At 54.9% G+C, this 21,987-nt stretch carries 19 protein-coding genes; 9 read left to right on the forward strand and 10 right to left on the reverse strand.

The window, feature by feature from the left end:
• Nucleotides 1-31 precede the first annotated feature (31 nt).
• The gene (locus tag GG681_RS09865) at nt 32-1,486 is read right to left on the reverse strand and encodes a cache domain-containing protein (protein ID WP_153547598.1); all 1,455 of its coding nucleotides are present in this window, start codon (nt 1,484-1,486) and stop codon (nt 32-34) included.
• Nucleotides 1,487-1,728: 242 nt separating this feature from the next.
• Between GG681_RS09865 and GG681_RS09870 the strand changes: the two genes are divergently transcribed.
• The 3 genes from GG681_RS09870 (at nt 1,729) to GG681_RS09880 (ending at nt 6,226) form a co-directional block, all read left to right on the forward strand.
• Nucleotides 1,729-2,814: a TRAP transporter substrate-binding protein gene (locus tag GG681_RS09870; protein WP_153547600.1), complete on the forward strand. Its 1,086-nt coding sequence runs from the start codon at nt 1,729-1,731 to the stop codon at nt 2,812-2,814.
• 104 nt (nt 2,815-2,918) lie between these two features.
• Entirely contained in the window at nt 2,919-3,854 is a 936-nt protein-coding gene (locus GG681_RS09875; protein WP_153547602.1) for a TRAP transporter small permease subunit, read from the forward strand.
• Nucleotides 3,855-3,871: 17 nt separating this feature from the next.
• Complete coding sequence (locus tag GG681_RS09880; RefSeq protein WP_153547604.1) at nt 3,872-6,226, forward strand: TRAP transporter large permease; 2,355 nt, start codon at nt 3,872-3,874, stop codon at nt 6,224-6,226.
• Nucleotides 6,227-6,276: 50 nt separating this feature from the next.
• On the opposite strand, the gene GG681_RS09885 is transcribed toward GG681_RS09880, so the two are convergent.
• From GG681_RS09885 to GG681_RS09905, 5 genes are all read right to left on the reverse strand, one after another.
• The gene (locus GG681_RS09885; RefSeq protein WP_328593330.1) at nt 6,277-6,675 is read right to left on the reverse strand and encodes a VOC family protein; all 399 of its coding nucleotides are present in this window, start codon (nt 6,673-6,675) and stop codon (nt 6,277-6,279) included.
• Nucleotides 6,672-7,487, reverse strand: coding sequence for an arginyltransferase (locus tag GG681_RS09890; RefSeq protein ID WP_153547609.1), 816 nt, complete (start codon nt 7,485-7,487; stop codon nt 6,672-6,674). The genes GG681_RS09885 and GG681_RS09890 overlap by 4 nt, the downstream gene beginning before the upstream one ends.
• Before the next feature lie 102 nt (nt 7,488-7,589).
• Nucleotides 7,590-8,021, reverse strand: a complete 432-nt coding sequence (locus tag GG681_RS09895) for an RDD family protein (RefSeq protein WP_153547611.1) — start codon at nt 8,019-8,021, stop codon at nt 7,590-7,592.
• A 68-nt stretch (nt 8,022-8,089) separates the two neighbouring features.
• Nucleotides 8,090-8,527, reverse strand: coding sequence for a DUF2852 domain-containing protein (locus GG681_RS09900; RefSeq protein ID WP_153547613.1), 438 nt, complete (start codon nt 8,525-8,527; stop codon nt 8,090-8,092).
• Nucleotides 8,528-8,708: 181 nt separating this feature from the next.
• Complete coding sequence (locus tag GG681_RS09905; RefSeq protein ID WP_235899844.1) at nt 8,709-9,512, reverse strand: alpha/beta fold hydrolase; 804 nt, start codon at nt 9,510-9,512, stop codon at nt 8,709-8,711.
• A 57-nt stretch (nt 9,513-9,569) separates the two neighbouring features.
• Here GG681_RS09905 and GG681_RS09910 point away from each other — a divergent pair, with 57 nt between their 5' ends.
• A complete protein-coding gene (locus GG681_RS09910) occupies nt 9,570-9,935 on the forward strand; it encodes a hypothetical protein (protein WP_153547615.1) in 366 nt (121 codons plus the stop codon).
• Between the two features lie 136 nt (nt 9,936-10,071).
• On the opposite strand, the gene GG681_RS09915 is transcribed toward GG681_RS09910, so the two are convergent.
• Nucleotides 10,072-10,947 (reverse strand): DUF817 domain-containing protein, encoded by an 876-nt coding sequence (locus GG681_RS09915; RefSeq protein ID WP_235899847.1) that lies wholly within the window; start codon nt 10,945-10,947, stop codon nt 10,072-10,074.
• Between the two features lie 97 nt (nt 10,948-11,044).
• Nucleotides 11,045-12,337, reverse strand: a complete 1,293-nt coding sequence (glyA, locus tag GG681_RS09920) for a serine hydroxymethyltransferase (protein ID WP_153547616.1) — start codon at nt 12,335-12,337, stop codon at nt 11,045-11,047.
• Between the two features lie 188 nt (nt 12,338-12,525).
• On the opposite strand from glyA, the gene GG681_RS09925 reads away from it, so the two are divergent.
• The 4 genes from GG681_RS09925 to GG681_RS09940 all read left to right on the forward strand — a co-directional run bounded on the left by GG681_RS09925 (nt 12,526) and on the right by GG681_RS09940 (nt 16,702).
• Nucleotides 12,526-13,281, forward strand: coding sequence for an NAD kinase (locus tag GG681_RS09925; protein WP_328593331.1), 756 nt, complete (start codon nt 12,526-12,528; stop codon nt 13,279-13,281).
• 294 nt (nt 13,282-13,575) lie between these two features.
• Nucleotides 13,576-14,541, forward strand: coding sequence for an ABC transporter substrate-binding protein (locus tag GG681_RS09930; RefSeq protein WP_214645140.1), 966 nt, complete (start codon nt 13,576-13,578; stop codon nt 14,539-14,541).
• 70 nt (nt 14,542-14,611) lie between these two features.
• Nucleotides 14,612-15,640 (forward strand): ABC transporter permease, encoded by a 1,029-nt coding sequence (locus tag GG681_RS09935; protein WP_153547618.1) that lies wholly within the window; start codon nt 14,612-14,614, stop codon nt 15,638-15,640.
• 12 nt (nt 15,641-15,652) lie between these two features.
• Nucleotides 15,653-16,702, forward strand: a complete 1,050-nt coding sequence (locus GG681_RS09940; RefSeq protein WP_153547619.1) for a betaine/proline/choline family ABC transporter ATP-binding protein — start codon at nt 15,653-15,655, stop codon at nt 16,700-16,702.
• A gap of 160 nt (nt 16,703-16,862) precedes the next feature.
• Here the strand turns inward: GG681_RS09940 and prpE are convergent, their stop codons facing one another.
• Both prpE and GG681_RS09950 read right to left on the reverse strand, forming a co-directional pair.
• A complete protein-coding gene (gene prpE / locus GG681_RS09945; protein ID WP_153547622.1) occupies nt 16,863-18,755 on the reverse strand; it encodes a propionate-CoA ligase PrpE in 1,893 nt (630 codons plus the stop codon).
• Nucleotides 18,756-19,080: 325 nt separating this feature from the next.
• Nucleotides 19,081-21,351 (reverse strand): NADP-dependent malic enzyme, encoded by a 2,271-nt coding sequence (locus GG681_RS09950; protein WP_153547624.1) that lies wholly within the window; start codon nt 21,349-21,351, stop codon nt 19,081-19,083.
• 241 nt (nt 21,352-21,592) lie between these two features.
• Between GG681_RS09950 and GG681_RS09955 the strand changes: the two genes are divergently transcribed.
• Nucleotides 21,593-21,985 (forward strand): cytidine deaminase, encoded by a 393-nt coding sequence (locus GG681_RS09955; RefSeq protein WP_153547625.1) that lies wholly within the window; start codon nt 21,593-21,595, stop codon nt 21,983-21,985.
• The last annotated feature ends 2 nt before the right edge of the window (nt 21,986-21,987 follow it).

Consider the following 21,987-nt stretch of genomic DNA (forward strand, 5'->3'; position numbering starts at 1 on the left):
TGTCTTATCAGCTAAGATCTGTTTCGGCCACCTACGAGCTGTCCCGAGTTGAAGATGGGCTCTGATCGTTTTCAGAAAGCCATTGCTTGCCCGGGCGCAGCATGCGGCTGAGCGGCAGTCTGACCTGAATTTCCGTGCCGCTTTGTGGACCAGAGGAGGTCAATATTCTAAAGGTTCCATCCAGCTGTTCGACCCGTTCTTGAATATTGCGCAGGCCAATGCCGTTGCTGGATTGGTTTTTGCCAGAGGGTAAACCGCGGCCATTGTCACGAATGGACATGATCACCCCTTTGGCGTGGCCGCGCAGTTTCATATCAACGCGGGTTGCCGCTGAATGGCGCTCAATATTGGTGAGCGCTTCTTGCGCGATGCGATAGAGCGCGATTTTGCTTTCCTGTTCCAGACGGTTGCGAAACGGCACTGTGTGAAATTCGGTTTCAATTCCCGAGCGCGCGGCAAAATCATCGGTCAGGGCTTTCAGCGCAGGTCCAAGCCCAAGATCATCCAAGACGCCTGGACGCAGATCACGACTGATGCGGCGCACTTCGCTGATGGCTGTGGCCAGATGGGAAATGCCTTTATCGAGCGGTTGCGTCGCCTCCTCAAAGCGTTCCCGTGCGAGGCGTCGCTTGGTGGTGTCGAGCGCATAGCGCACCCCAACGAGCATCTGGCTGATGCCATCATGCAGTTCCCGCGCGACCCGGCCGCGCTCGTCTTCTTGTGCGTCCAATACCCGTTGGGTCAGATCTTTTAGCTTGGCGTCAGCCAGACGACGTTCGCGGAAATTCAGCAACATGCCTGTGGCGAACACCAAAAACAGCGCCACAAAGGTAATGCCGCCAATGTAATAGAAGGTGCGGTGCACACGCTGTTCTACTTCGGCCCGTGCCGTGGCAACAGTTTGCAGAACATCATCGATGAACACACCGGTGCCCACCGCCCATTGCCAGCTCTGAAAACCGGTCACATAGGCGATCATCTGCGCCTCTTCGCCGGTGGAAGGTTTGGGCCACATAAAGGTATGCCAACCCGCCCCCTGGCGCGCCACGCGAATGAATTCATCCACCACCGGCGTGCCCATACTGTCGGTGAGGCCCCGCCAGTTTTTGCCAATAAGCTTGGTCTGGCGCGGGCTCACAATATTGTTGCCGTCGTAGTCATAGACAAAAAAGAAACCCTCTTCGCCATAGATCATCGCCGAAAGGATCTGGGCGACCTGTTGTTTGGCCACTTCATCTTCGATCCGGGCAGAGCCATAAATGTAATAAAACCCGTTGCGCGCCTGCGTGACGTAGTTGCGCAGTTCTGCTTTTTTGGCGGCAAGCAGCTGATGCTCAAGCTCGGCAATTTCATGTTCTGCCAATTGCCGCGATTGAAATGACACCAGCACGGAAATGGCTGCGGCGGCCAATATCAGCGGCATCGCAGCAACCAAAGACAACTTCTGCCCATAAGAAAGATGGAAAAGGGAAAGGGCCTTGCGCATGAATAGAATCGATAAGCGATTGCGGTTCAGATTCAAAGTCTTCCGTTTAAGAAACATGCGTTCGGATTATGGCGGCGGTGCAAATGTTCTATAATTTTACCGTTAAATACAAAATGATGTTAAATATTTGCCTGCCTCTACCGAGTACTTGGTATTCACATTGATTTTTCTCTCGATAGGCTGTGCGAGCTAGAATTGCTCCGCCTTGGGGACGGGGCGGAAATACATTGGGAGGAAATCAAATGGATCGTCGTTCTTTTCTGAAGACATCTGCGCTGGGTGGTTCGGCCGCTGCAGCAACTACACTCGCGGCACCAGCCTATGCGCAGGGCAAACGCAAGCTGACCATGGTGACTTCATGGCCGCGCGGCTTTGCTGTTCTGGATGATGCAGCCAGCTATCTTGAGCAGATGGTCGGTGAGCTCTCCGGTGGTGATCTGACCATCGAGAAGAAAGCACCAGGTGAACTGGTTGGCGCGCTGGAAGTGTTTGACGCTGTGACCTCTGGTCAGGCGGATATGTATCACTCTGCAGACTACTACTTTATCGGTCAGCACCCAGGTTATGCTTATTTCACCGCTGTGCCGTTTGGTGGCACCGCGCAGGAAGTTTCCAACTGGTACTACCACGGTGGCGGCGAAGAGCTGCACGATGAGCTGGGCCAGATCTTCAACCTCAAAGGTCTGATCTCGGGTAACTCCGGTTCGCAGTCTGGTGGTTGGTTCGCAAAAGAGATCAGCTCTGCCGCTGACTTCAACGGTCTGAAATTCCGTATGCCTGGTCTGGGCGGTAAGGTTCTGGGTAAACTGGGCGCCTCCGTTCAAAACATTCCGGGTGGTGAACTGTATCAGGCGCTGTCTTCTGGTGCTCTGGATGGTCTGGAGTGGGTTGGTCCGATGGCGGATGAACGCGCGGGCTTCCAGGAAGTTGCAAAAGTCTACTACACTGCGGGCTTCCATGAGCCAGGTTCGGCCCTGTCGTCTTCGATCAACCTCGACGTCTGGAACGAACTGTCGGATCAGCACAAAGCGATCCTGCGTTATGCCTCTATGGCTGTGACACAGTTCCAGCTGGCAGAAACCCTGTCCAACAACGGCGCAGCACTGGCACGTCTGCAGGCGCAAGGTGTGCGCACTCTGCAGTTCCCGGATGATGTTTGGGATGCGTTCGGCAAAGCCTCTGCTGAGGTTATGGACGAAAACATGGGCGATGAACTCTTCGCCAAGATCCGCAACTCCTTTGAGGCCTCGCTGGCCACTTCGGCAGACTGGATCAACAAATCGGACGGCTACTACGTTCAGCAGCGTATCCGCGTGCAAGGCAGCTAAGCCAGCCGTTGCACAGAAGAAAGCCCCTGAGGGGGCTTTCTTTCTGTTTCTGCTGATCAAAACCAAATTGAGCGGCTCCAGGCGGGGCGCAAAGGGGAGGCAACATGCAGGACGTATCCACTGCAGGGTTTGCAAGCGCGGCGCAGGCGCTTTTGAACGGCGCATGGTGGGTTCTAAGGAACCTGGGCGAGGCCTATTACAACATCGGATATGCGATTACACATCCATCCCTGTGGTTGGATTGGTCCGATAAACAAGCGATTATGCGCTTTGTCTATTACGGTGGTTCGGTGGAGTTTTTCTTCGCCGTTTTTGCAGTTATTGTCGCCATCACCGCAGCTGGTGTATATCACCGTCCCTTGATGTGGGGCTATGTGCGGGTGCTGGAAGGTTTTGCCAATACCATTGGCCGCTTTTTTGCCTGGGCCGGTCTATTGCTGGTCATTCAGCAGATCGTCATTGTATTTATGCAGCGTATCTTTACCCGGCCAGACATCGTGTTTGGTGTGGGTGTTCCGCTGCAGTTCGATATCAGCTGGTACGCCGAAGAATTGAAGTTTTACAATGCTTTGGTGGTCGCTCTTTGTGTGTCTTACACCTTTGTGCAGGGCGGGCATGTTCGGGTTGATTTGATCTATTCCGCGGTAAGTTTTCGCGCCAAACGCGTGATCGACATGATCGGCTCGATCATCTTTATGCTGCCAATCGCGACGATTGTCTGGATGTATGGTTGGTTCTTCATGTGGCGTCACCTGATCGTGCCAAAACCATCGGCCTCGGACACGTTGGAGCGTCTGTTGCTGAAATCCCGTGCCTTGCGTTGGAATGTGGAAACCATCGGTTTCAGTCCCAACGGCTTTAGCGGGTATTTCCTGTTCAAGATCCTTTTGGTGTCCTTTGCCGGGATCGTGTTTATCCATGCCATCGCGTTCTTCTACCGGTCGCTGCTCGAATTCATCGAGGGCCCCGAAAGTGAGAACAAATACCTCGACAAGGATAGTCTTGGCGAAGGTGAAGAAGCCTATGAAGGCGCACACTAATCTGAGGGACTACGGATATGCTATTCGGTCTTGATGGCGTCGAAATCGGCCTCATTATCGTATTTTTCTGCCTTTTCGGAGGCATTCTATCAGGCTTTCCGGTGGCGTTTGCCATCGGCGGGGCAGGGATCATTTCATTTGGTATCATTGCCGCGCTTGATAGCGCGGGCCTGTTAATACACCAGGCGATCGATACCTCGAGCGATGTTTATCGCGAGCTGGTCAACACGGGCGTAAAGCCTGATGTGATATCAGTGTTTAGATACCCGGACTTGCCGCGTATTGCTGAACCTGTGTTTGTGCAAGGTTGGGAAGTTGCGCTTGATCGCAATGTTTCCTTCATTGTGAACCGCATCAACGAGCGTGTGCTTGCGGGTGCATCGATCGAAACCCTGCTTGCAGTTTTGATGTTTGTTCTGATGGGCATCACGCTGGAGCGGTCCAAGATCGCAAACGATCTGCTGACCACAATGGCGCGTGTCTTTGGCCCGCTGCCTGGTGGTCTGGCGGTATCGATCGTGGTTGTTGGGGCGTTTCTTGCGGCGTCTACCGGTATTGTGGGCGCAACCGTTGTGACCATGGGTCTGCTGGCGCTGCCAACCATGCTGCGCAACAACTACAGCCCCGAGCTCTCGACTGGTGTGATTGCGGCCTCTGGTACCTTGGGTCAGATCATTCCACCCTCAATCGTGATTGTTCTGCTCGGCACATTGGCGGGCGACCTTTACTCTACCGCGCAGGAATCCCGTGCGCGGGATGCGGGCTGTACCGATGCGCTGACATATCTAGGTGAACCTGCTGTTGTATCCGTGGGCACGTTGTTCCAGGCCGCATTGCTGCCGGGTATCATGCTTGCGCTGCTTTATGCGGGCTACGCCTTTGTGTATGCGTTGCTCAACCCCGAAAAAGCACCTGCTGTCAGCCTTGATGGTGGCACCAATGAACCTGTGACCCGTGGTGAAGCTTTCACCTGGTATTTGGGTGTGCCAATTGCGCTGATCGTGGGCGTTGTTCTGCTGAGCTCGTTTGATATTGTCGGCAGCCAAAGCATTGTTGTCTCGAGCTTCTCTGAAGCAGGTGAGGGCGCATCACTGCGCACCAATGTTGCTGCGGAATGTAAGGCAGCGATGATCGAACTCCACGGTCAGGTGGCGTGGGATGCTGCGCTTGCAGAGCAGGCGGCACTGGATGCTGCGGGTGGCGTACAAGAAGCACGCCAACTGACAGTTGATGAAATCGCCGCAGCACGTGAGGCAAAAATTGCAAATGCGGCGCCGATTGGCTCGGGCATGGCTATCTTGATTGTGCTGTTGGGGCTTACACTGGCGATTGGTCGTGGTGTTGCGCCTTCGCGTGATACCAAGCCGTTGATCGTTGGTGCCATTGGCCTGCTGTTGCTGGCGCTGGTGGATATCCTGCTGATCAAACCGACAACCTCGGCAAGTGGGACTGTGGCATTGATGGCGATCCCTTCGGCGCTGGCAATCTATGGCGCGCGTGAGGCGGCAATTCGGTGTACCCATAACGATCTCATCCGTGTGGTGTTCCCACCGCTGGTTCTGATCATTGCGGTTCTGGGTTCAATCCTTGGCGGTATCACCAACCCAACCCCTGCTGCGGCACTGGGGGCAGGTGGCGCGCTTATGCTCGCGGCCTACCGTCGTCTGCGCGAGGATGGGCAATCGGGTGCGATTATCCTTTGGGGCACACTGGCGATTGTCGTGTCGGTTCTGATCGGTGTGAACTTTGACCTACGTATCAACCAGGACAAGGTCAGTGCCGAGAGCTGGGCTGCGTTCTTTGTTGCCTATGCGTGCTACATGTATGCGCTGTTCAGCCTGCTTTATGGATGCTGGGTGCTGTTCAAAGGTGGCGTTCTGACGCCGGTAGTGCGTGAAACGGCCAAGGTGACCTCAATGGTGTTTACCATTTTGATCGGTTCGCAGCTGCTCAATCTGGTGGTGATCTCCTTTGGTGGGGAGCACTATATCCAGCAGTTCCTCAAGAGCTTTGACAATGAGCTGACGGTCTTCCTCATCGTGATGATCGTGTTGTTTGTGCTGGGCTTTGTGCTGGATTTCCTGGAGATCATCTACATCGTGATCCCGATCGTGGGGCCGGTGATCTACGGTGGATCGTTTGATCCCAAATGGGTCACCATCATGATTGCGGTGAACCTGCAGACTTCCTTCCTGACGCCACCCTTTGGATTTGCGCTGTTCTATCTGCGCGGGGTTGCACCAAAAGAAGTCACCACAGGCCATATCTACCGCGGGATCTTGCCCTTTGTGCTGATCCAGGTTGCGGGTCTGGGGATCCTCTGGCTGTTCCCGGCGATTGTGACCATTGTTCCGGCACTGATCCCGAATTGATGGATCACCCATTTAAATCAACAGAAAAAGGGGCCTGCTGGGCCCCTTTTTTACTGCGCTGATTTCAGTTCCAGTAGATCCCAGCGGTTGCCAAATGGATCGCGCCAGACAGCAACGGTGCCATAGGGTTCCTGTCGCGGCTGTTCTTCGAAGATGATCCCTTGCGAAAGCATCTCTTCATAATCGCGCTGAAAATCATCGGTTGTCAGAAACAAGCCAACACGGCCACCAAATTGCGCACCAATTGCGGCACGTTGCTGCGGTGTTGTGGCTCTCGCAAGGATCAAACCCCCAACGCTAGAACCCGGAGGCAGGATGCGGACCCAGCGTTTGTGGCCCTGATCTACATCTTCAGCCAGGCTCCAGCCGAGCTTGCCGCAATAAAACGCTATGGCTTGATCGTAGTCCGGGACAATCAACGCCACCGCATGCAGCGTTTGGCGCGTCACTTCTCTGTCGAGGCAGGCAGCTGAATGTTGGCAACCTGTTCCGAGATCGGATCGCGCGTGTAGGGCTGATCCGTTGCCTGAACGTCTTCGGGATTGTCCAGCGGCCGCCATTCGCCCTGATTGTAAATCTCGAGCCCAGAGAATTTGGCCTTATATCCCATTTTCTCACTGCCGGGCACCCAATAGCCAAGATAGATATAGGGCAGGCCTGCATCGCGGGCGATGTCGACGTGATCCAGGATCATAAATGTCCCAAGTGAATCGGACATGAGGCTGGGTTCATAAAAGGAATAGACCATGCTCAGCCCATCCTCGAGCACATCCGTCAGGGATACAGCCGTCAGTGCATTGGTCTGTTCATTGAGATATTCGATGACCCGGCTGCGCACCGGGGTCTCTTCGATCATGGCGGCGTATTCAAACACATCCATATCGGCCATGCCGCCATCGGCGTGACGCCCATCCAGATAGCGGCGGAACAGATCAAATTGATCCTCGGTGGCCCAAGGAGAAGTTGCGCGCCGGATCAGATGTGAGTTGCGTTTCAGCGTGCGTTTCTGGCTGCGCGACGGTTTGAACTTTGCCACATTGATCCGCGCCGACATGCAGGCCGAACAATCCGAGCACGATGGGCGATAGAGCACATTCTGCGATCGTCGGAAGCCTTGAAGCGACAATGAGTTGTTGAGCTGTTCAACCCCGTCACCCTGCAATGCGGTAAAAAGCTTCCGCTCCATGCGCCCGTTCAGATAGGGGCAGGGCTGCGGAGCCGTGACATAGAATTGCGGAGCAATTGGAAGAGAATGACGCATACAGTTAGTTTTACATCCAAAGCGGCGAGACGATAGTCAAAATGATAGCAAGGCAATCACATTCCGCCAAGCTGCCGCGCGTAATAATGGTTTACGGCCGTTTCACGCTCTTCGGTTGAGCATTACGGTGCCGGTAAACATATCTGCGATCCCCTGACCCTGCGCGTTGGTCAACATCAACACAATCGAGATGCACTGGATTGGGAAAAACGCAAAGGAAACGGAATAGGCCAGCGTGTGTAAAACCGCCTGCGGCAGCGTGAGGCGCGCCCCAGAAAAGTCGCGCAGCTCAATCCCGGCAAACCGCATACCCCAGGTCGCAGACCCATTGGCAAGGGTCACGATCCGGTAACAAAACCCAATGATCAAGAACAGAAAACCAATAAAGAACAGTCCTATAAAGGCCGTAAATACCACTACGGCAGCACAGAGCGCGCAGATCACCAGCCCGTCAACAATCCAGGCAAACAGGCGTTTGGCCGGGACCGAGGTGTAAAACTCGGGCGCATAATCGGGGTTGGGCAGCTGGTTCATAATGGGGTGGTCTCATCTATGGAATTCGGGTGCAATGGCCCCCGACGGATGTGCCGGAGGCTTGAAGGTTATACCGAGGTTTCGGGCTCTGCGTCAGCTGTTTCTTTGGCTGCACGTTTGGAACGATCATCCATGAATTGGTCGAACTCGGCCTTGTCTTTTGCATCGCGCAGACGCTGCAAGAAGGCTTCAAAATCGTCTTGTTCTTGCTCCAGACGGTTCAGAGTCTCTGTTTTGTAAGCGTCAAAAGCGCTGTTGCCACTGCTGCGAGCGCCAAAACGGGCGTGGGAATGGCTGCGCTTGCTGCGACGGCAGGATGATGTGAACATGCGTTTGCTCCAGATCATGTAAAACAGAAGGGCCAGGCCAATCGGCCAGAAGAAGACAAAGCCCAGGACCATAGCGGCGATCCAAGCGCCCTTGCCTTTGTGGTCGAGCCAGGCTTCGCAGCGGCTAAACCACCCTTGGCCGGTCGCATAGGGGGCAGAGGTGGAAACGGTGGTCATCATGTTCTCCAGGTTAGAGGGAATGTAAATTTCATTCACATTACGTGATAGTGATATCGGGAGCGGGAGAACTGCTTTCAAGAGGGAATGTGAAAAGTTTTTACATTGGGCCGCCGCATGGCCAAACGAAAAGAACGGCCCACGCGGCGGGGCCGTTCTTTAAACGCGTCTATTCAGTTGGTTAAGCAGAGAGGAATGCGCGCGCAGCTGCTTCAAATTCGCGCGGCTTCTCCGCATGGAGCCAATGGCCTGCGCCGGGAATTTTGGCAAACTTAGCTTGTGGGAACAGGGATTTGATCTGTGGTCGGTACTCAGGCTTCACATAGTCTGAATTAGCGCCTGACAGAAACAGCGCGGGGCCTTCGAATGTGGCATCCACCCCGTCGGGAAAGGCCAAAACATTTGGCATCTGATGTTCCAGCGCGTCGAGATTGAGCCGCCACCGCTTGCTTTTGATATCAAGCGACTGGGTGAAAAAGCTTTGCAGCGCCGCATCTACCCCGGCTGCCCCCAGCTGTTCTTCGGCCTGTGAGCGGCGCTCTAGAGTGTCCAGATCAACCGTGCGCATGGCTTTGATGAATTGGTTCTGGTCATGGCCGTAGCTTACGGGCGCAATGTCGGCAACCAGCAGGCGGCGCACTGTGCCGGGATGGTTCAGGGCCAGCATCATCGCGGCCTTGCCACCCATAGAATGGCCGATCACATCCATCTGCCCACCATGGGCCTGAACCACTTCATCCAGGTCTTCGGCCATTGCCGGGTAGGTGTGAATGTCGTGCCAGGGGCTTTGGCCGTGGTTGCGCAGATCGACCGCAATGACCTGACGGCTGTCAGACAGGCGTTTGGCGATAACGCCCCAATTGCGCGCCGAGCCATAAAGCCCATGCACAATCATCAGCGGTGGTAGGTCGGTGGCGGTGCCATGAAGGATCGTGTTCAACATGTCTGTTTGATAGCGCTGCGGGCGCAGGTATGCCAGAGCCATTGAGCGTTGCGCCGCGCTTTGCTAAGACTATCTGTGATTGCAGCTGGAGGTAGGGGAATGGCGCAGGATCTTGTTGCGGACATCGAAGAGCTACATGCGCTGCTGCGTTCCCGCGAAGGGGGGCGTGGAGATTTTGCCACTGTGCTGCACAAACGCCGCCGCCAATTGCCACGCCGCGTGTTTCGTCAGGGTCTGAAACTCGCTGCGGCCTTGCCGATGCTGCAGCATCCCAAACTGCATGTTTTGGTGGATGAACGTCCTTTGCGCCGTGCAGCAGATGATATGCGCCGTCATTTGAAAAGCATCAATGTGGTGGATCGCCGGGTTGGGCGTGTGCTCAATGTTCTTGGAACGGTCGCCTTTTCGCTGCTTGTGGTGCTGGTGATGCTGGTGACCGTATTGAAACTGCGCGGTTTTCTCTAAGCCAGAGGCGAAGCGCTCCCGCGCCTTTTGGATTGGTCCAAAAGCCTTGGGCCCGGCAGCGCGCCTGCGGCGCGCTGATGCGCGTGCTGCGATCGTCGTGATGATGTCTGCACCGGGTGAAGGCTTTTCAGCCGGGTCAGCGCATCGCGGCTTTTGCATTGGTTGTGTGCATTTCTGGGGCACTTAGAGCTTCGCGGAACACCAAGGTGACAGTTGCAAAGCTCACATAGAGCAGGAGGTACCAGGACCCCATTTTGGCAAGGCTGACCCAGGTTTCAACGGATTGCCCGGTATAGAGCCAGGTTTTGGTGCCGGTTCCAATGTTTTCCGCGACCCAGAGAAAAAAGCTCGACAGAAAAGCTGCCAAAGGCAGTGGCATCCAATAGGTTTGGGTTCCGATGCTGAACCAGATGCGGGTGCGCAGAAAAAGCAGCACAGTGGCGGCAAATAGGAACAGGCGCAGATCTGGCAGGAAGTGATGGGCAAAGAAATTACCATAGATCGCCAGGGCCAGCACAAGGGTCAGCCAATAGGGCGGGTAGGGGGCAAAGCGCATGTCAAACAGCCGGATCACCCGTGCCATGAAGGAGCCAACCGAAGCATACATAAAGCCGGAAAACAGTGGCACCGCCCAGAGTTTGATCACCCCAGCGCCCGGATAGCTCCAGGAGCCCATGTGGACCTTAAAGATCTCCATTGCGGTGCCGGTGAGATGAAACAGGAAGATTACCCGCACTTCGCGCCAGCTCTCCATACCAGTCAAAAGCAGAAACACCTGCAACAAAAGCGCATAGATCAAAAGCGCATCATAACGTGCAATTGCCCAGCTATCCTGCCAGATGAGATCGGTGACAATAAGGCCAGCCAAAAGCAATATGCCAAATATCGCGGCCCAACCCTGTTTCAGCACAAACATCACAAATTCAGCGACATAGAAAGGAAGCTGTGCACGCATCCAATCGCCAAGCCTGCGTTCAAGACGCTGGGTGCGGTTTCGGTTTTGAAGTGTCATTTCAAAGCTCAAAATTCATAAAACTATTGCCGTAGCATAGAAAAACCGCCGCCCTTGAAAAGGGCGACGGCGTCAAAAGATCAAAAGACCTGGTGTTTTAGTGGTTCGGGTACAGCGGGAAACGACCGCAAAGGTCGGCCACTTTGCCGCGCACGGCTTCTTCGACCTCGGCGTTGCCATCTTCGCCGTTGGCAGCAAGGCCATCAACAACTTCAACGATCAGGCGCGCGATTTCGCGGAACTCTTCTTCACCAAAGCCACGGGTTGTGCCCGCAGGTGTGCCCAGACGGATGCCCGAGGTTACGGTGGGCTTTTCCGGGTCAAACGGGATGCCGTTTTTGTTGGTGGTGATATGGGCGCGACCCAGTGCTTTGTCGACGATATTGCCGGTCACTTTCTTCGGGCGCAGGTCCACGAGCATCACGTGGGTGTCGGTGCCGCCGGTGACGATGTCGAGGCCACCTTTCATCAGCTCATCTGACAGAGCAACAGCGTTTGCACGCACTTGCTTTTGGTAGGATTTGAACTCAGGCTTCAGCGCTTCGCCAAAGGCTGCCGCTTTGCCAGCGATCACATGCATCAGCGGACCACCCTGAATACCTGGGAAGATCGCAGAGTTGATCTTTTTCGCCAGATCCGGGTTGTTGGTCAGGATCATGCCGCCGCGTGGGCCACGCAGGGTCTTGTGGGTGGTGGTGGTGGCAACATCCGCATAGGGGAACGGCGAGGGGTGCTCACCCGCGGCAACCAGACCGGCAAAGTGTGCCATGTCGACCATCAGGAACGCGCCAACGCTGTCTGCGATTTTGCGGAACTTGGCAAAATCGATCTGACGCGGGATCGCGGAGCCACCTGCGATGATCAGTTTTGGCTGATGCTCGGTCGCCAGTGCCTGAACTTCATCATAGTCGATCAGGTTGTCTTGCTTGCGTACACCGTATTGAACAGCGTTGAACCATTTGCCGGATTGGTTCGGCGCGGCACCGTGGGTCAGGTGACCACCGGACGCGAGGTTCATGCCGAGGATGGTGTCGCCGGGCTGGATCATCGCCTGGAACGCACCTTGGTTGGCCTGCGAGCCGGAGTTCGGCTGAACGTTGGCAAATTCACAGCCGAACAGTTCTTTTGCGCGGTCAATTGCAAGGTTTTCTGCAACATCTACGTGCTGGCAACCACCATAGTAACGACGGCCAGGATAGCCTTCGGCGTATTTGTTGGTAAGCACAGAACCCTGCGCTTCCATTACGGCGGCAGAGACGATGTTCTCGGATGCAATCAGTTCGATCTCATCACGCTGGCGGCCCAGCTCATCTGTGATGGCACCAAAAAGTTCGGGATCGCGCTCGGAGAGGGCTTGGGTGAAGAAACCGGGATCACGGGTGGTGGTCATGTTTGCTCCGTCTGGCTGGAGAAGTGAATATGACATGTTTCCTATCGGAAACTTGCCTGTAATGGAAGAATGTAAAGCGACATTTTGGTATTTCCCAGCGGCATCCCGGTGCAATGGCTGGTGTTTGTTGAAAAGCTGTGATTGTTTTGGAACCAAACGTAACATACCGGAAACAGAGGTCTGCCCCCGTGAAAATTGCCTTTTTGGCCAGTCGTGCTCCCGTTGCGCAGACCGCTCGTGCCGCTCTTATTGGTCGTTATGGTGATTCTCGCCCAGAAGATGCAGATGTGATTGTCTCACTTGGCGGTGATGGTTTTATGCTGGAAACGCTGCAAGAGGTGCTTGATCTTGATGCACCGGTTTATGGCATGAATCGCGGCACCATTGGCTTTTTGATGAATGAGTATAGTGAAAGCGGTCTCATTGAACGTCTGGAGGCCGCCGAGCAGGAGATTGTGCATCCGCTATCAATGCGCGCCGTCTGCCGTTCGGGCGAAGAACATCACGCATTGGCCATCAATGAAGTATCGTTGCTGCGGTCCGGGGCGCAGGCCGCAAAGCTGAAGATCCTGGTCGACGGGCGGCAGCGCCTGGAAGAGCTGGTATGTGATGGCGCCTTGGTGTCCACGCCAGCGGGCTCTACCGCATATAATTACTCAGCGCATGGTCCAATCTTGCCGATTGGGGCGGATGTATTGGCATTGACACCAATCGCCGCATTTCGCCCGCGCCGCTGGCGTGGAGCGCTATTGCCGAGCGAGGCCTGCGTGCGCTTTGAGGTGATGGAAGCGGACAAACGCCCGGTGATGGCTCATGCCGATTCTGAGGCATTTGGCGATGTAGCTTGGGTTGAAATCCGCACCGAACGAAATGTCACGCACCGCATACTGTTTGATCACGGTCATGGGCTCGAAGAACGGCTCATTTCTGAGCAATTTGCGTGATCCTGCACAGCTTATTTCTGAGTAAAGTGGCCACTATGTTGCGGACTTCATTTGCAAAAGCTCCGCAAAATGGTATTTAGTTGTTCAAAAGCGACATAGCTTGCACGTTTGCGTCACGATGTCTTTGATTCCTGAGTGCAGCCCGTCATGCTAAGCGCGTAACAACGAAGATGGGGACATTCTGATCAGGGCCTTCAGTAGCCACCACCTACTGCCCTTGTATTGCAGCTTGCATCAAGCAGGCTGCGTTTGTTGCTATCTCAGCCCAAACATCAGAAAATTAGGGAGAAACACATGAAACACCGTTTTGCAGCAACAGCTTGCGCCATGTTCTTGCCAGGCTTCGCTATGGCCAGCGACTGTGGTGAAGTCTCGATCACCGATATGAACTGGGCCTCTTCGGCCATTGTCACCGAGATCTCAACGTTCCTGCTGACCCATGGTTATGGCTGCGACGTAACCCGCGTGCCATCTGATACCGTTCCTGCTGTGACGTCGCTGTCAGAAAACGGCGAGCCGGATATTGTCACCGAGATGTGGACCAATGGCGGCGGTGAAGCCTATGTCAAACTGCGTGAAGCAGGCCGCGTGAAAGAGCTGACCGAAGTTCTGCGCCCCGGTGGCGTAGAAGGTTGGTGGATCCCTACCTATCTGGCCGAGGCACATCCTGAGCTGAAAACCATCGAAGGCGTTCTTGCCAATCCTGAACTGGTTGGTGGTCGTTTCAACAACTGCCCGGATGGTTGGGGTTGCCGCATTCTGAATGACAACCTGACCCGTGCGGTTGGGGTGCAAGACGCAGGGATCGAGGTTTTCAACCACGGCTCTGGCGAAACCCTTGCAGCGTCTATCGCGGCTGCTTACGAAGAACAGCAGCCCTGGTTTGGCTACTACTGGGCACCAACCAAAGTCATGGGTAAATTTGACATGACCAAGGTTGAGATCGGAGCGGTAGATGCGGAGGCACACCACCGCAATCAGACCGCAGGTCGTGATGCACCGGAAGTTTCCGATTTCCCGCCGTCCCCTGTTTATACTGTTGTAACAGCTGAGTTCGAACAGTCTCATCCAGAGGTCGCGAAGCTGATGTCACATGTGAGCTTCACTGCTGATGAAATGTCTGGAATCTTGGCCTGGCAGGACGAAAACAACGCCTCTGCCGAAGAAGCGGCTGTGAACTTCCTGATCAACAATAAATCGGTTTGGGCCGATTGGTTGAACGAAGACGCTAAGGCAAACCTGTCTAAAATTCTGAAATAAACAAAAGACTTTATGCAGACGCCCGCCAATTGTGCGGGCGTCTGTTTGCGTCATACGCAAAGGATACCAAATGGCGAGCTATGATTTCGTTTTCGACACGCTAAGCCTAAGAGAGTGGTGTGATGCAGGAAGCAGTGCCGCGCCGCTTTCTATGGCCGATCTGCTAGCACAGGGAGGTTCTGAAAAAGAAACCTCCGTTTGGGAATTGCCCTTTCCATCGATGGATGCACTGAATGAGGCTTGTTCCAATTTTCCCAAATCGCGCGAGCTTACAAAGGGCCTTGAAGAAGGGTTCCTTTCGATCAAAGACGCACTGCGATTTGTGCTTGATCCGATCACACAACCGCTCAGCTGGATGCTGGATGGCGCTTTGTTTGCTGCGCAATCCGTGCCGTGGTGGATCATCATGCCGCTGTTGTTCCTGCTGACATACACCGTGACCAAATCTATGAAATTGGTGGGGTTTGTTGCGGTCTCGTTGATGGCGCTCGCCTTTATTGATCACTACAGCTACGCGGTTGAAACGCTGGCGATTATTTTTGTCTGTGCCGCGATATGTGTGCTGTTGGGCGTGCCTATTGGTATTGCCATGTCGCGCTCTGACCAGTTGCAGCGGCTGATGCTGCCTGTGCTTGATATGCTGCAGACCTTGCCGACATTTGTGTATCTTATTCCGCTGATCTTCCTGTTCAGCGTCACGGAAAGCAAACTCTACGGTATCGCCATTATCCTTTACGCGATTGTGCCGGTGGTGCGTTTGACCGACCTTGGCATCCGTCTTGTCGATAAAGAAGTGATGGAGGCGGCCCAGGCCTTTGGTATGACGCCGCGCCAGAAACTGTTTCAGGTGCAGATCCCGCTGGCGCTGCCCAATATCATGGCCGGTATCAACCAGACCATTATGATGAGCCTTGCGATGGTTGTGATTGCATCGCTGGTCTCTGCGCCGGGTCTTGGCGTGCTGGTGCTGCGTGGTATCCGCAACCTTGAGCTGGGCGTGGGTCTTGTTGCAGGTCTTGGTATTGTTCTTCTTGCGGTTATGCTTGATCGCGTCACCAAAACTGCTGTTGCCCGCGTCAATGCGGCCCAGAACCACTAAGGAGGGCCGGATATGAGCAAGAATGTGATGATCTCGATCCGCAAGCTTTATAAAATCTTTGGCCCCGATGCGGACATGATGATGGATCATGTGCGCAATGGCATGGGCAAGGATGATCTGCTGGAAACCCATAGCCATGTGCTTGGCCTGGAAGACATCAATGTGGACATGAATGAAGGTGAAATCACCGTCATCATGGGGCTTTCGGGTTCGGGTAAATCCACGTTGATCCGCCATGTGAACCGTCTGATTGATCCCACCGCAGGCGAAGTGCTCATTCAGGGCGACAACGTGCTGGATCTGAATGAGACCGCGCTGCGCGAAATGCGGCGTACGCAGATGTCGATGGTGTTTCAGCATTTTGCGCTGCTGCCGCATCGCACCGTGTTGGAAAATGTGGCGCTGGCCCCGATTGTTCGTGGTGAAGATGCAAAATCCTATGAAGGGGAAGCGGCCAAGTGGCTGGAGCGTGTTGGGCTTGCAGGTTTTGAAGACCGCTACCCGCACCAACTGTCTGGCGGGATGCAGCAGCGGGTGGGGATTGCCCGCGCGCTGACCTCAAACGCGCCGATCATGTTGATGGATGAGGCGTTTTCAGCGCTTGATCCGCTTATTCGCACCGATATGCAAAACCTTCTGCTTGAGCTTCAACAAGAGCTGGCTAAGACCATTGTATTTATCAGTCACGACCTGGATGAGGCGCTGAAACTGGCGGATCATCTGGTGATCCTGAAGGATGGCAAGGTTGTTCAGCAAGGTGAGCCACAACACATTCTGCTGCATCCTGAAGATGACTACATCGTCGACTTTATCTCTGACATCAACCGCGCGCGGGTTCTGCGGGTGCGTTCGATCATGGAGCCGGTCTCTGAGGTTGCGACGCGGGGGGAAGTTGATCAGGAGGCAACGCTTGAGGATGTGATCGCGCTGAGCCGCGGGCAGACAGATGCCTCTTACCGTGTGACCAATGGTTCTGGTGCGCCGGTGGGTGTGGTTCATATGAGCCAGTTGGTTCAGGCGCTGGTGCCCACAAGCGCATCTGAGGGCCAGCGCGCGCTTTAAACGCTCACGCGATGTTACGATAAAAATAACGGCCCTTCGGGGCCGTTATTTTTTTTGTCTCTTACAGGCAACCAGCAACAAGCAACCACCAAAAAAAACGCCCCGGAGGGGAACCGGGGCGAGGGAAAGAGGTCACTCGTTACTTGGGGATCTGTGTGACCTAATTTTTGGCATACCCGATGGTCTGCAGTGCCACTTTGATTTCATCGAGGATCGCAGGATCATCGATTGTTGCGGGCATCTTATATTCTGTGCTGTCAGCGATATTGACCATGGTGCCGCGCAGGATCTTGCCCGAACGGGTCTTGGGGAGGCGATCAACCACAATTGCCAGTTTGAATGCAGCAACCGGGCCAATCTTTTCGCGCACCAGCTTCACCACCTCTTTGATGATGTCGCCGTGGTCGCGGTCGCAACCAGCGTTCAGGCAAAGGAAGCCGACAGGCAGCTGACCCTTGAGCGTGTCGGTGACGCCAATCACCGCACATTCTGCAACATCTGGATGGGCCGCAAGAACCTCTTCCATGCCGCCAGTCGACAGACGGTGACCCGCCACGTTGATCACATCGTCGGTGCGCGCCATGATGTAGACATAGCCGTCTTCATCCACCATGCCCGCATCACCGGTTTCATAATAACCCGGGAAGTTATTGAGGTAGCTTTTCTTAAAGCGGTCTTCGGCATTCCACAGGGTCGGCAGGGTGCCCGGAGGCAGCGGCAGTTTGATTGCAATTGCGCCCAATGTGCCTGCTTCAACCGGATGGCCCGCTTCATCGAGGATTTCGATCTGATAGCCTGGCATCGGCACAGCTGGAGAGCCGAGCTTGATTGGCAGTTCTTCAATGCCGATGGGATTGGCGGCAATGGCCCAGCCAGTTTCGGTCTGCCACCAGTGGTCCACAACTGGAACCTTGAGGTGTTCTTGTGCCCAGGTGATGGTGTCGGGGTCTGCGCGTTCACCGGCCAGATAGACCTGTTTCAGTGAGGAGAGGTCATATTTGGTGATGTATTCGCCCTGCGGGTCTTCGCGCTTTACCGCACGGAATGCAGTTGGTGCTGTGAAGAAGCTGGTGACTTTATGCTCTTCGATCACGCGCCAGAAGGTTCCCGCATCGGGAGTTCCAACGGGTTTGCCTTCAAACACAATGGTGGTGTTGCCGTTGATCAGGGGACCGTAGCAGATATACGAGTGACCCACGACCCAACCCACATCGGATGCAGCCCAGAACACGTCTCCGGGCTCAACATTGTAGATGGATTTCATGGTCCAATTCAGTGCCACCAGCTGGCCCGCTGTGTGGCGGATCACACCTTTGGGGGCGCCTGTGGTGCCGGACGTATACAGGATATAGGCAGGGTGGTTGCCTTCCACCGGCACACATTCCGCAGGCTCAACACCATACTGGAAGCCATGCCAGTTGTAGTCACGGCCTTCAATCAGCTGCGCAACTTCTTGTTCGCGCTGGAGGATGACGCAGAAATCAGGTTTGTGCTCTGCCAGGTCAATCGCGTTATCCAGCAGCGGCTTGTAATGTACTACGCGACCGGGCTCCATGCCGCAGGATGCAGCAATGATTGCCTTTGGCGTGGCGTCATCAATACGTACTGCCAGCTCATTTGCAGCAAAGCCACCAAATACCACGGAATGCACCGCACCCAGACGGGCACAGGCCAGCATAGCTTCAAGCGCTTCGGGGATCATCGGCATATAGATGATAACGCGATCACCTTTTTCAACGCCTTTGGCGCGCAGGGCACCAGCCAGATTGGCGACGCGGTTGCGCAGCTCAACGTAAGAGATCTCACGTTTGGTATGCGTAATCGGGCTGTCGTAGATGATCGCGGTCTGTTCGCCACGGCCAGCTTCAACATGGCGGTCCACTGCGTTCCAGCAGGTGTTTACCTTGCTGTCCGCGAACCATTCATACAGGCCATCGCCCTTGTCGGTGAGTGCCTTTTTTGGGGCTTCCACCCAATCAATGGCCTCAGCGGCCTTCATCCAAAACGCCTCAGGATTTTCCTGCCAGTTGGCGTATACGTCACGATAACCCATAGTCATGTCCTCCCTGATACATGCCTAGGCGAGGACTTTGCAAACAGGCAAGCTTTGCGACGTCGCAGTATCAAGTTTTGTAAATGAATTTACGGTCTTTCGTGGCGTGAAATGGATAATTTTTCTGAATTTACACATTTTTTGTGAACCAATTTGCAAACTGCGAAGGTCTGCAAACTCTGTTGGAAATTGATGCGACCTTTGCAAAAGCATCGGTTGTCCGCACTCAATGCTGGTAAGTCTACAGTATATTCTATTTTTAGGGGAGTTTGCACCCGCACGTCGGGTGATGTGGGCTGCGGGCGATGTGCCCGCAGCTATGTGCTTAGCCGTAGTGGGCGACCGGGGTGCCTGCAATGGCGGCCATGTTCAAAAGGCCCCGTGCGGTGACCGATGGGGTCACGATATGGGCGCGGTTGCCCATGCCCATGAGGATCGGGCCAACGGCCAGGCCGTTGCCTTTGGTTTGGAGGATGTTGCGCACGCCAGAGGCTGCATCCGCGTGACCAAAGATCAGCACATTGGCTTCGCCACTCAGGCGGTTGCCCGGCAGAAGGCGCTCACGCAGCTCCGCATTAAGTGCGGCGTCGATGTTCATCTCGCCTTCATACTCGAAATCGGTGTCCATACTGTCGAGCAGGGCAATCGCCTCGCGCAGCCGTTTGCCGGAGCCTTCGCTTTGTGTGCCAAACTGTGACTGTGAGCAGAAGGCAACCTTGGGCTCAACGCCAAAACGGCGGGCGTGGCGCGCCGCGCCAACGGCGACACGGGCCAGCTGTTCAGGAGAGGGCAGGGACCAGACGTGTGTATCAGCAAGAAACAGCGGCCCATCTTCCAGGATCATCAGCGACAGCGCGCCATCCGGTTGGAGGGTCTCATCACCCAGCACCTGAGTCACATAGTTCAGATGCCAGCGGTATTCACCAAAGGTGCCACAGATCAGACTATCTGCCTCGCCACGCTGCACCATGACTGCGCCAATTGCGGTGGTGTTGGTGCGCATAATGGCACGGGCCAGATCTGGTGTGACACCTTTACGTGCCATGATCTCATGGTAGCTGCCCCAATAGTCACGATAGCGCGGGTCATTTTCCGGGTTGACCAGTTTGAAATCCCGCTCTGGCCGGATTGTCAGGCCCAGGCGTTCACAACGATTGTTGATCACATCGGGGCGGCCAATAAGGATGGGGCGCTCGGTTGTTTCTTCCAATATGGCCTGTGCGGCCCGCAATACCCGCTCATCTTCGCCTTCGGCAAAAACAATGCGACGGCTGGCGGTTGAGGCTGCCTGAAACACCGGTCGCATCAGCATGGCGGATTTGAACACGCCAGCATTCAGCTGATCGCGGTAGCGTTCAAGATCAACCGAGCGAGTGGCAACACCGGTTTCCATCGCAGCCTTTGCCACAGCTTTTGCCACCACTTCGGACAGGCGCGGGTCAAAGGGTTTGGGGATAAGGTAGTCAGCACCAAAGGTCAGCTGCTCACCTTTGTATGCGGCGGCTGCTTCGGCGCTGGTGGTGATGCGCGCCAGTTCGGCGATGCCTTCGACGCAGGCCACCTTCATTTGATCATTGATCTCGGTTGCGCCCACATCCAGCGCGCCCCGGAAAATGAACGGGAAGCAGAGCACGTTGTTGACCTGATTGGGGAAATCGCTGCGCCCGGTGGCAATAATCGCATCCGGTTTTGCCGCACGGGCCTCATCAGGCATGATTTCGGGCGTTGGGTTCGCCAGCGCAAAGATGATCGGCGCATCCGACATCTTTGCAACCATTTCGGGTTTTAGAACCCCGGGGCCGGACAGGCCCAGGAACAGGTCTGCGCCTTCGATGACCTCGCTCAGCGTGCGCTTGTCGCTGTCTTGCGCGTATTCCGCCTTTTGCGGCGTCATATCGCTTTCGCGGCCTTTGTAAACCAGCCCTTCAATGTCACAGAGCCATACGTTTTCACGCTTCACGCCAAGCGTCAGTAGCATATTGAGGCAGGCAATGCCCGCCGCACCACCACCGGTGGAGACCACTTTGATGTCTTCAAAGGATTTCCCAGCCACTTTCAGCGCATTGGTAGCGGCTGCGCCCACAACAATTGCGGTGCCATGCTGATCATCGTGAAAAACGGGAATGTTCATCCGCTCGCGGCAGAGTTTTTCTACAATAAAACAATCCGGTGCTTTGATATCTTCAAGGTTGATTGCGCCAAAGGTCGGCTCAAGCGCGCAGACGATATCAGCAAGCTTTTCGGGATCGTTTTCATTCACCTCGATGTCGAAACAGTCGATGCCTGCAAATTTCTTAAAGAGAACCGCCTTGCCTTCCATCACCGGCTTGGAAGCAAGCGCGCCAATATTGCCAAGGCCAAGAACGGCAGAACCGTTTGACACAACCGCCACCAGATTGCCTCGCGCGGTATAGCGCGTGGCCTGACTGGGGTCTTTGCTGATCTCAACGCAGGCTTCTGCAACGCCGGGAGAATAAGCGCGCGCCAGATCGCGCCCGTTTTCCATTGGTTTGGTGGCGCGGATTTCCAGTTTTCCAGGGTTGGGAAACTCATGGTAGTGCAACGCATCTTCGCGCAGACTTTTGGTGTCAGTCATCGAATTCTCCCTCTCAATAGTTTAATATTAAACTATAGCTGTTCTGGGGGAAACTCCCTTTTGCGGCGCGCCAATCAATTTACGCTGACTTTCCGTTAGATGTGCACGAGCGTGCCGCCCCTGTGAACTGCTCAGCCTCTGTCTTGCGCGTCCTTGCGTTCTCGGCCAGAGTGATGCCAAATATTTTCACCACAATTACAACGATTAAATCCGGCAGACGCCATTGGAGCAAGACACAACAATGAGCTTGAAAGATGCAGCCACCCAGGTGCGTGAGAACGCTTACGCACCTTATTCAAAATTCAAAGTTGGTGCCGCGGTGCGTTCAGCGTCGGGTAAAGTCTATGTTGGCTGCAATGTAGAAAACGCCGCCTACCCAGAAGGGACCTGCGCCGAAGCTGGTGCCATTGCTGCCATGGTTGCAGCGGGTGAGACAAAGCTTGTCGAGGCCTATGTCATCGCCGACTGCCCCGAGCCGATCACCCCATGTGGTGGCTGCCGTCAGAAGCTCGCAGAGTTTGGCGCGGCAGAGGCAAAGGTGACAATGGCAACCGTTTCCGGCACCGAGAAAACCACAACTGTGGGCACATTGCTGCCGGGCAGTTTTGGTGCTGATTTTCTTGATATGGAGTGATC

The sequence above is a fragment of the Tritonibacter aquimaris genome, from assembly GCF_009617595.1.
GTDB lineage: Bacteria > Pseudomonadota > Alphaproteobacteria > Rhodobacterales > Rhodobacteraceae > Epibacterium > Epibacterium aquimaris.

What these genes read in the sequence shown, in the direction of transcription:
- GG681_RS09940 (WP_153547619.1), top strand. Translation starts at nt 15,653, where the DNA reads ATGAGCAAGAATGTGATGATCTCGATCCGCAAGCTTTATAAAATCTTT.
- GG681_RS09900 (WP_153547613.1), bottom strand. Translation starts at nt 8,527, where the DNA reads ATGACCACCGTTTCCACCTCTGCCCCCTATGCGACCGGCCAAGGGTGG.
- GG681_RS09935 (WP_153547618.1), top strand. Translation starts at nt 14,612, where the DNA reads ATGGCGAGCTATGATTTCGTTTTCGACACGCTAAGCCTAAGAGAGTGG.
- GG681_RS09930 (WP_214645140.1), top strand. Translation starts at nt 13,576, where the DNA reads ATGAAACACCGTTTTGCAGCAACAGCTTGCGCCATGTTCTTGCCAGGC.
- GG681_RS09880 (WP_153547604.1), top strand. Translation starts at nt 3,872, where the DNA reads ATGCTATTCGGTCTTGATGGCGTCGAAATCGGCCTCATTATCGTATTT.
- glyA (WP_153547616.1), bottom strand. Translation starts at nt 12,337, where the DNA reads ATGACCACCACCCGTGATCCCGGTTTCTTCACCCAAGCCCTCTCCGAG.
- GG681_RS09910 (WP_153547615.1), top strand. Translation starts at nt 9,570, where the DNA reads ATGGCGCAGGATCTTGTTGCGGACATCGAAGAGCTACATGCGCTGCTG.
- GG681_RS09890 (WP_153547609.1), bottom strand. Translation starts at nt 7,487, where the DNA reads ATGCGTCATTCTCTTCCAATTGCTCCGCAATTCTATGTCACGGCTCCG.
- prpE (WP_153547622.1), bottom strand. Translation starts at nt 18,755, where the DNA reads ATGGGTTATCGTGACGTATACGCCAACTGGCAGGAAAATCCTGAGGCG.
- GG681_RS09915 (WP_235899847.1), bottom strand. Translation starts at nt 10,947, where the DNA reads ATGACACTTCAAAACCGAAACCGCACCCAGCGTCTTGAACGCAGGCTT.
- GG681_RS09905 (WP_235899844.1), bottom strand. Translation starts at nt 9,512, where the DNA reads ATGGCTCTGGCATACCTGCGCCCGCAGCGCTATCAAACAGACATGTTG.
- GG681_RS09870 (WP_153547600.1), top strand. Translation starts at nt 1,729, where the DNA reads ATGGATCGTCGTTCTTTTCTGAAGACATCTGCGCTGGGTGGTTCGGCC.
- GG681_RS09950 (WP_153547624.1), bottom strand. Translation starts at nt 21,351, where the DNA reads ATGACTGACACCAAAAGTCTGCGCGAAGATGCGTTGCACTACCATGAG.
- GG681_RS09955 (WP_153547625.1), top strand. Translation starts at nt 21,593, where the DNA reads ATGAGCTTGAAAGATGCAGCCACCCAGGTGCGTGAGAACGCTTACGCA.
- GG681_RS09875 (WP_153547602.1), top strand. Translation starts at nt 2,919, where the DNA reads ATGCAGGACGTATCCACTGCAGGGTTTGCAAGCGCGGCGCAGGCGCTT.
- GG681_RS09895 (WP_153547611.1), bottom strand. Translation starts at nt 8,021, where the DNA reads ATGAACCAGCTGCCCAACCCCGATTATGCGCCCGAGTTTTACACCTCG.
- GG681_RS09865 (WP_153547598.1), bottom strand. Translation starts at nt 1,486, where the DNA reads ATGCGCAAGGCCCTTTCCCTTTTCCATCTTTCTTATGGGCAGAAGTTG.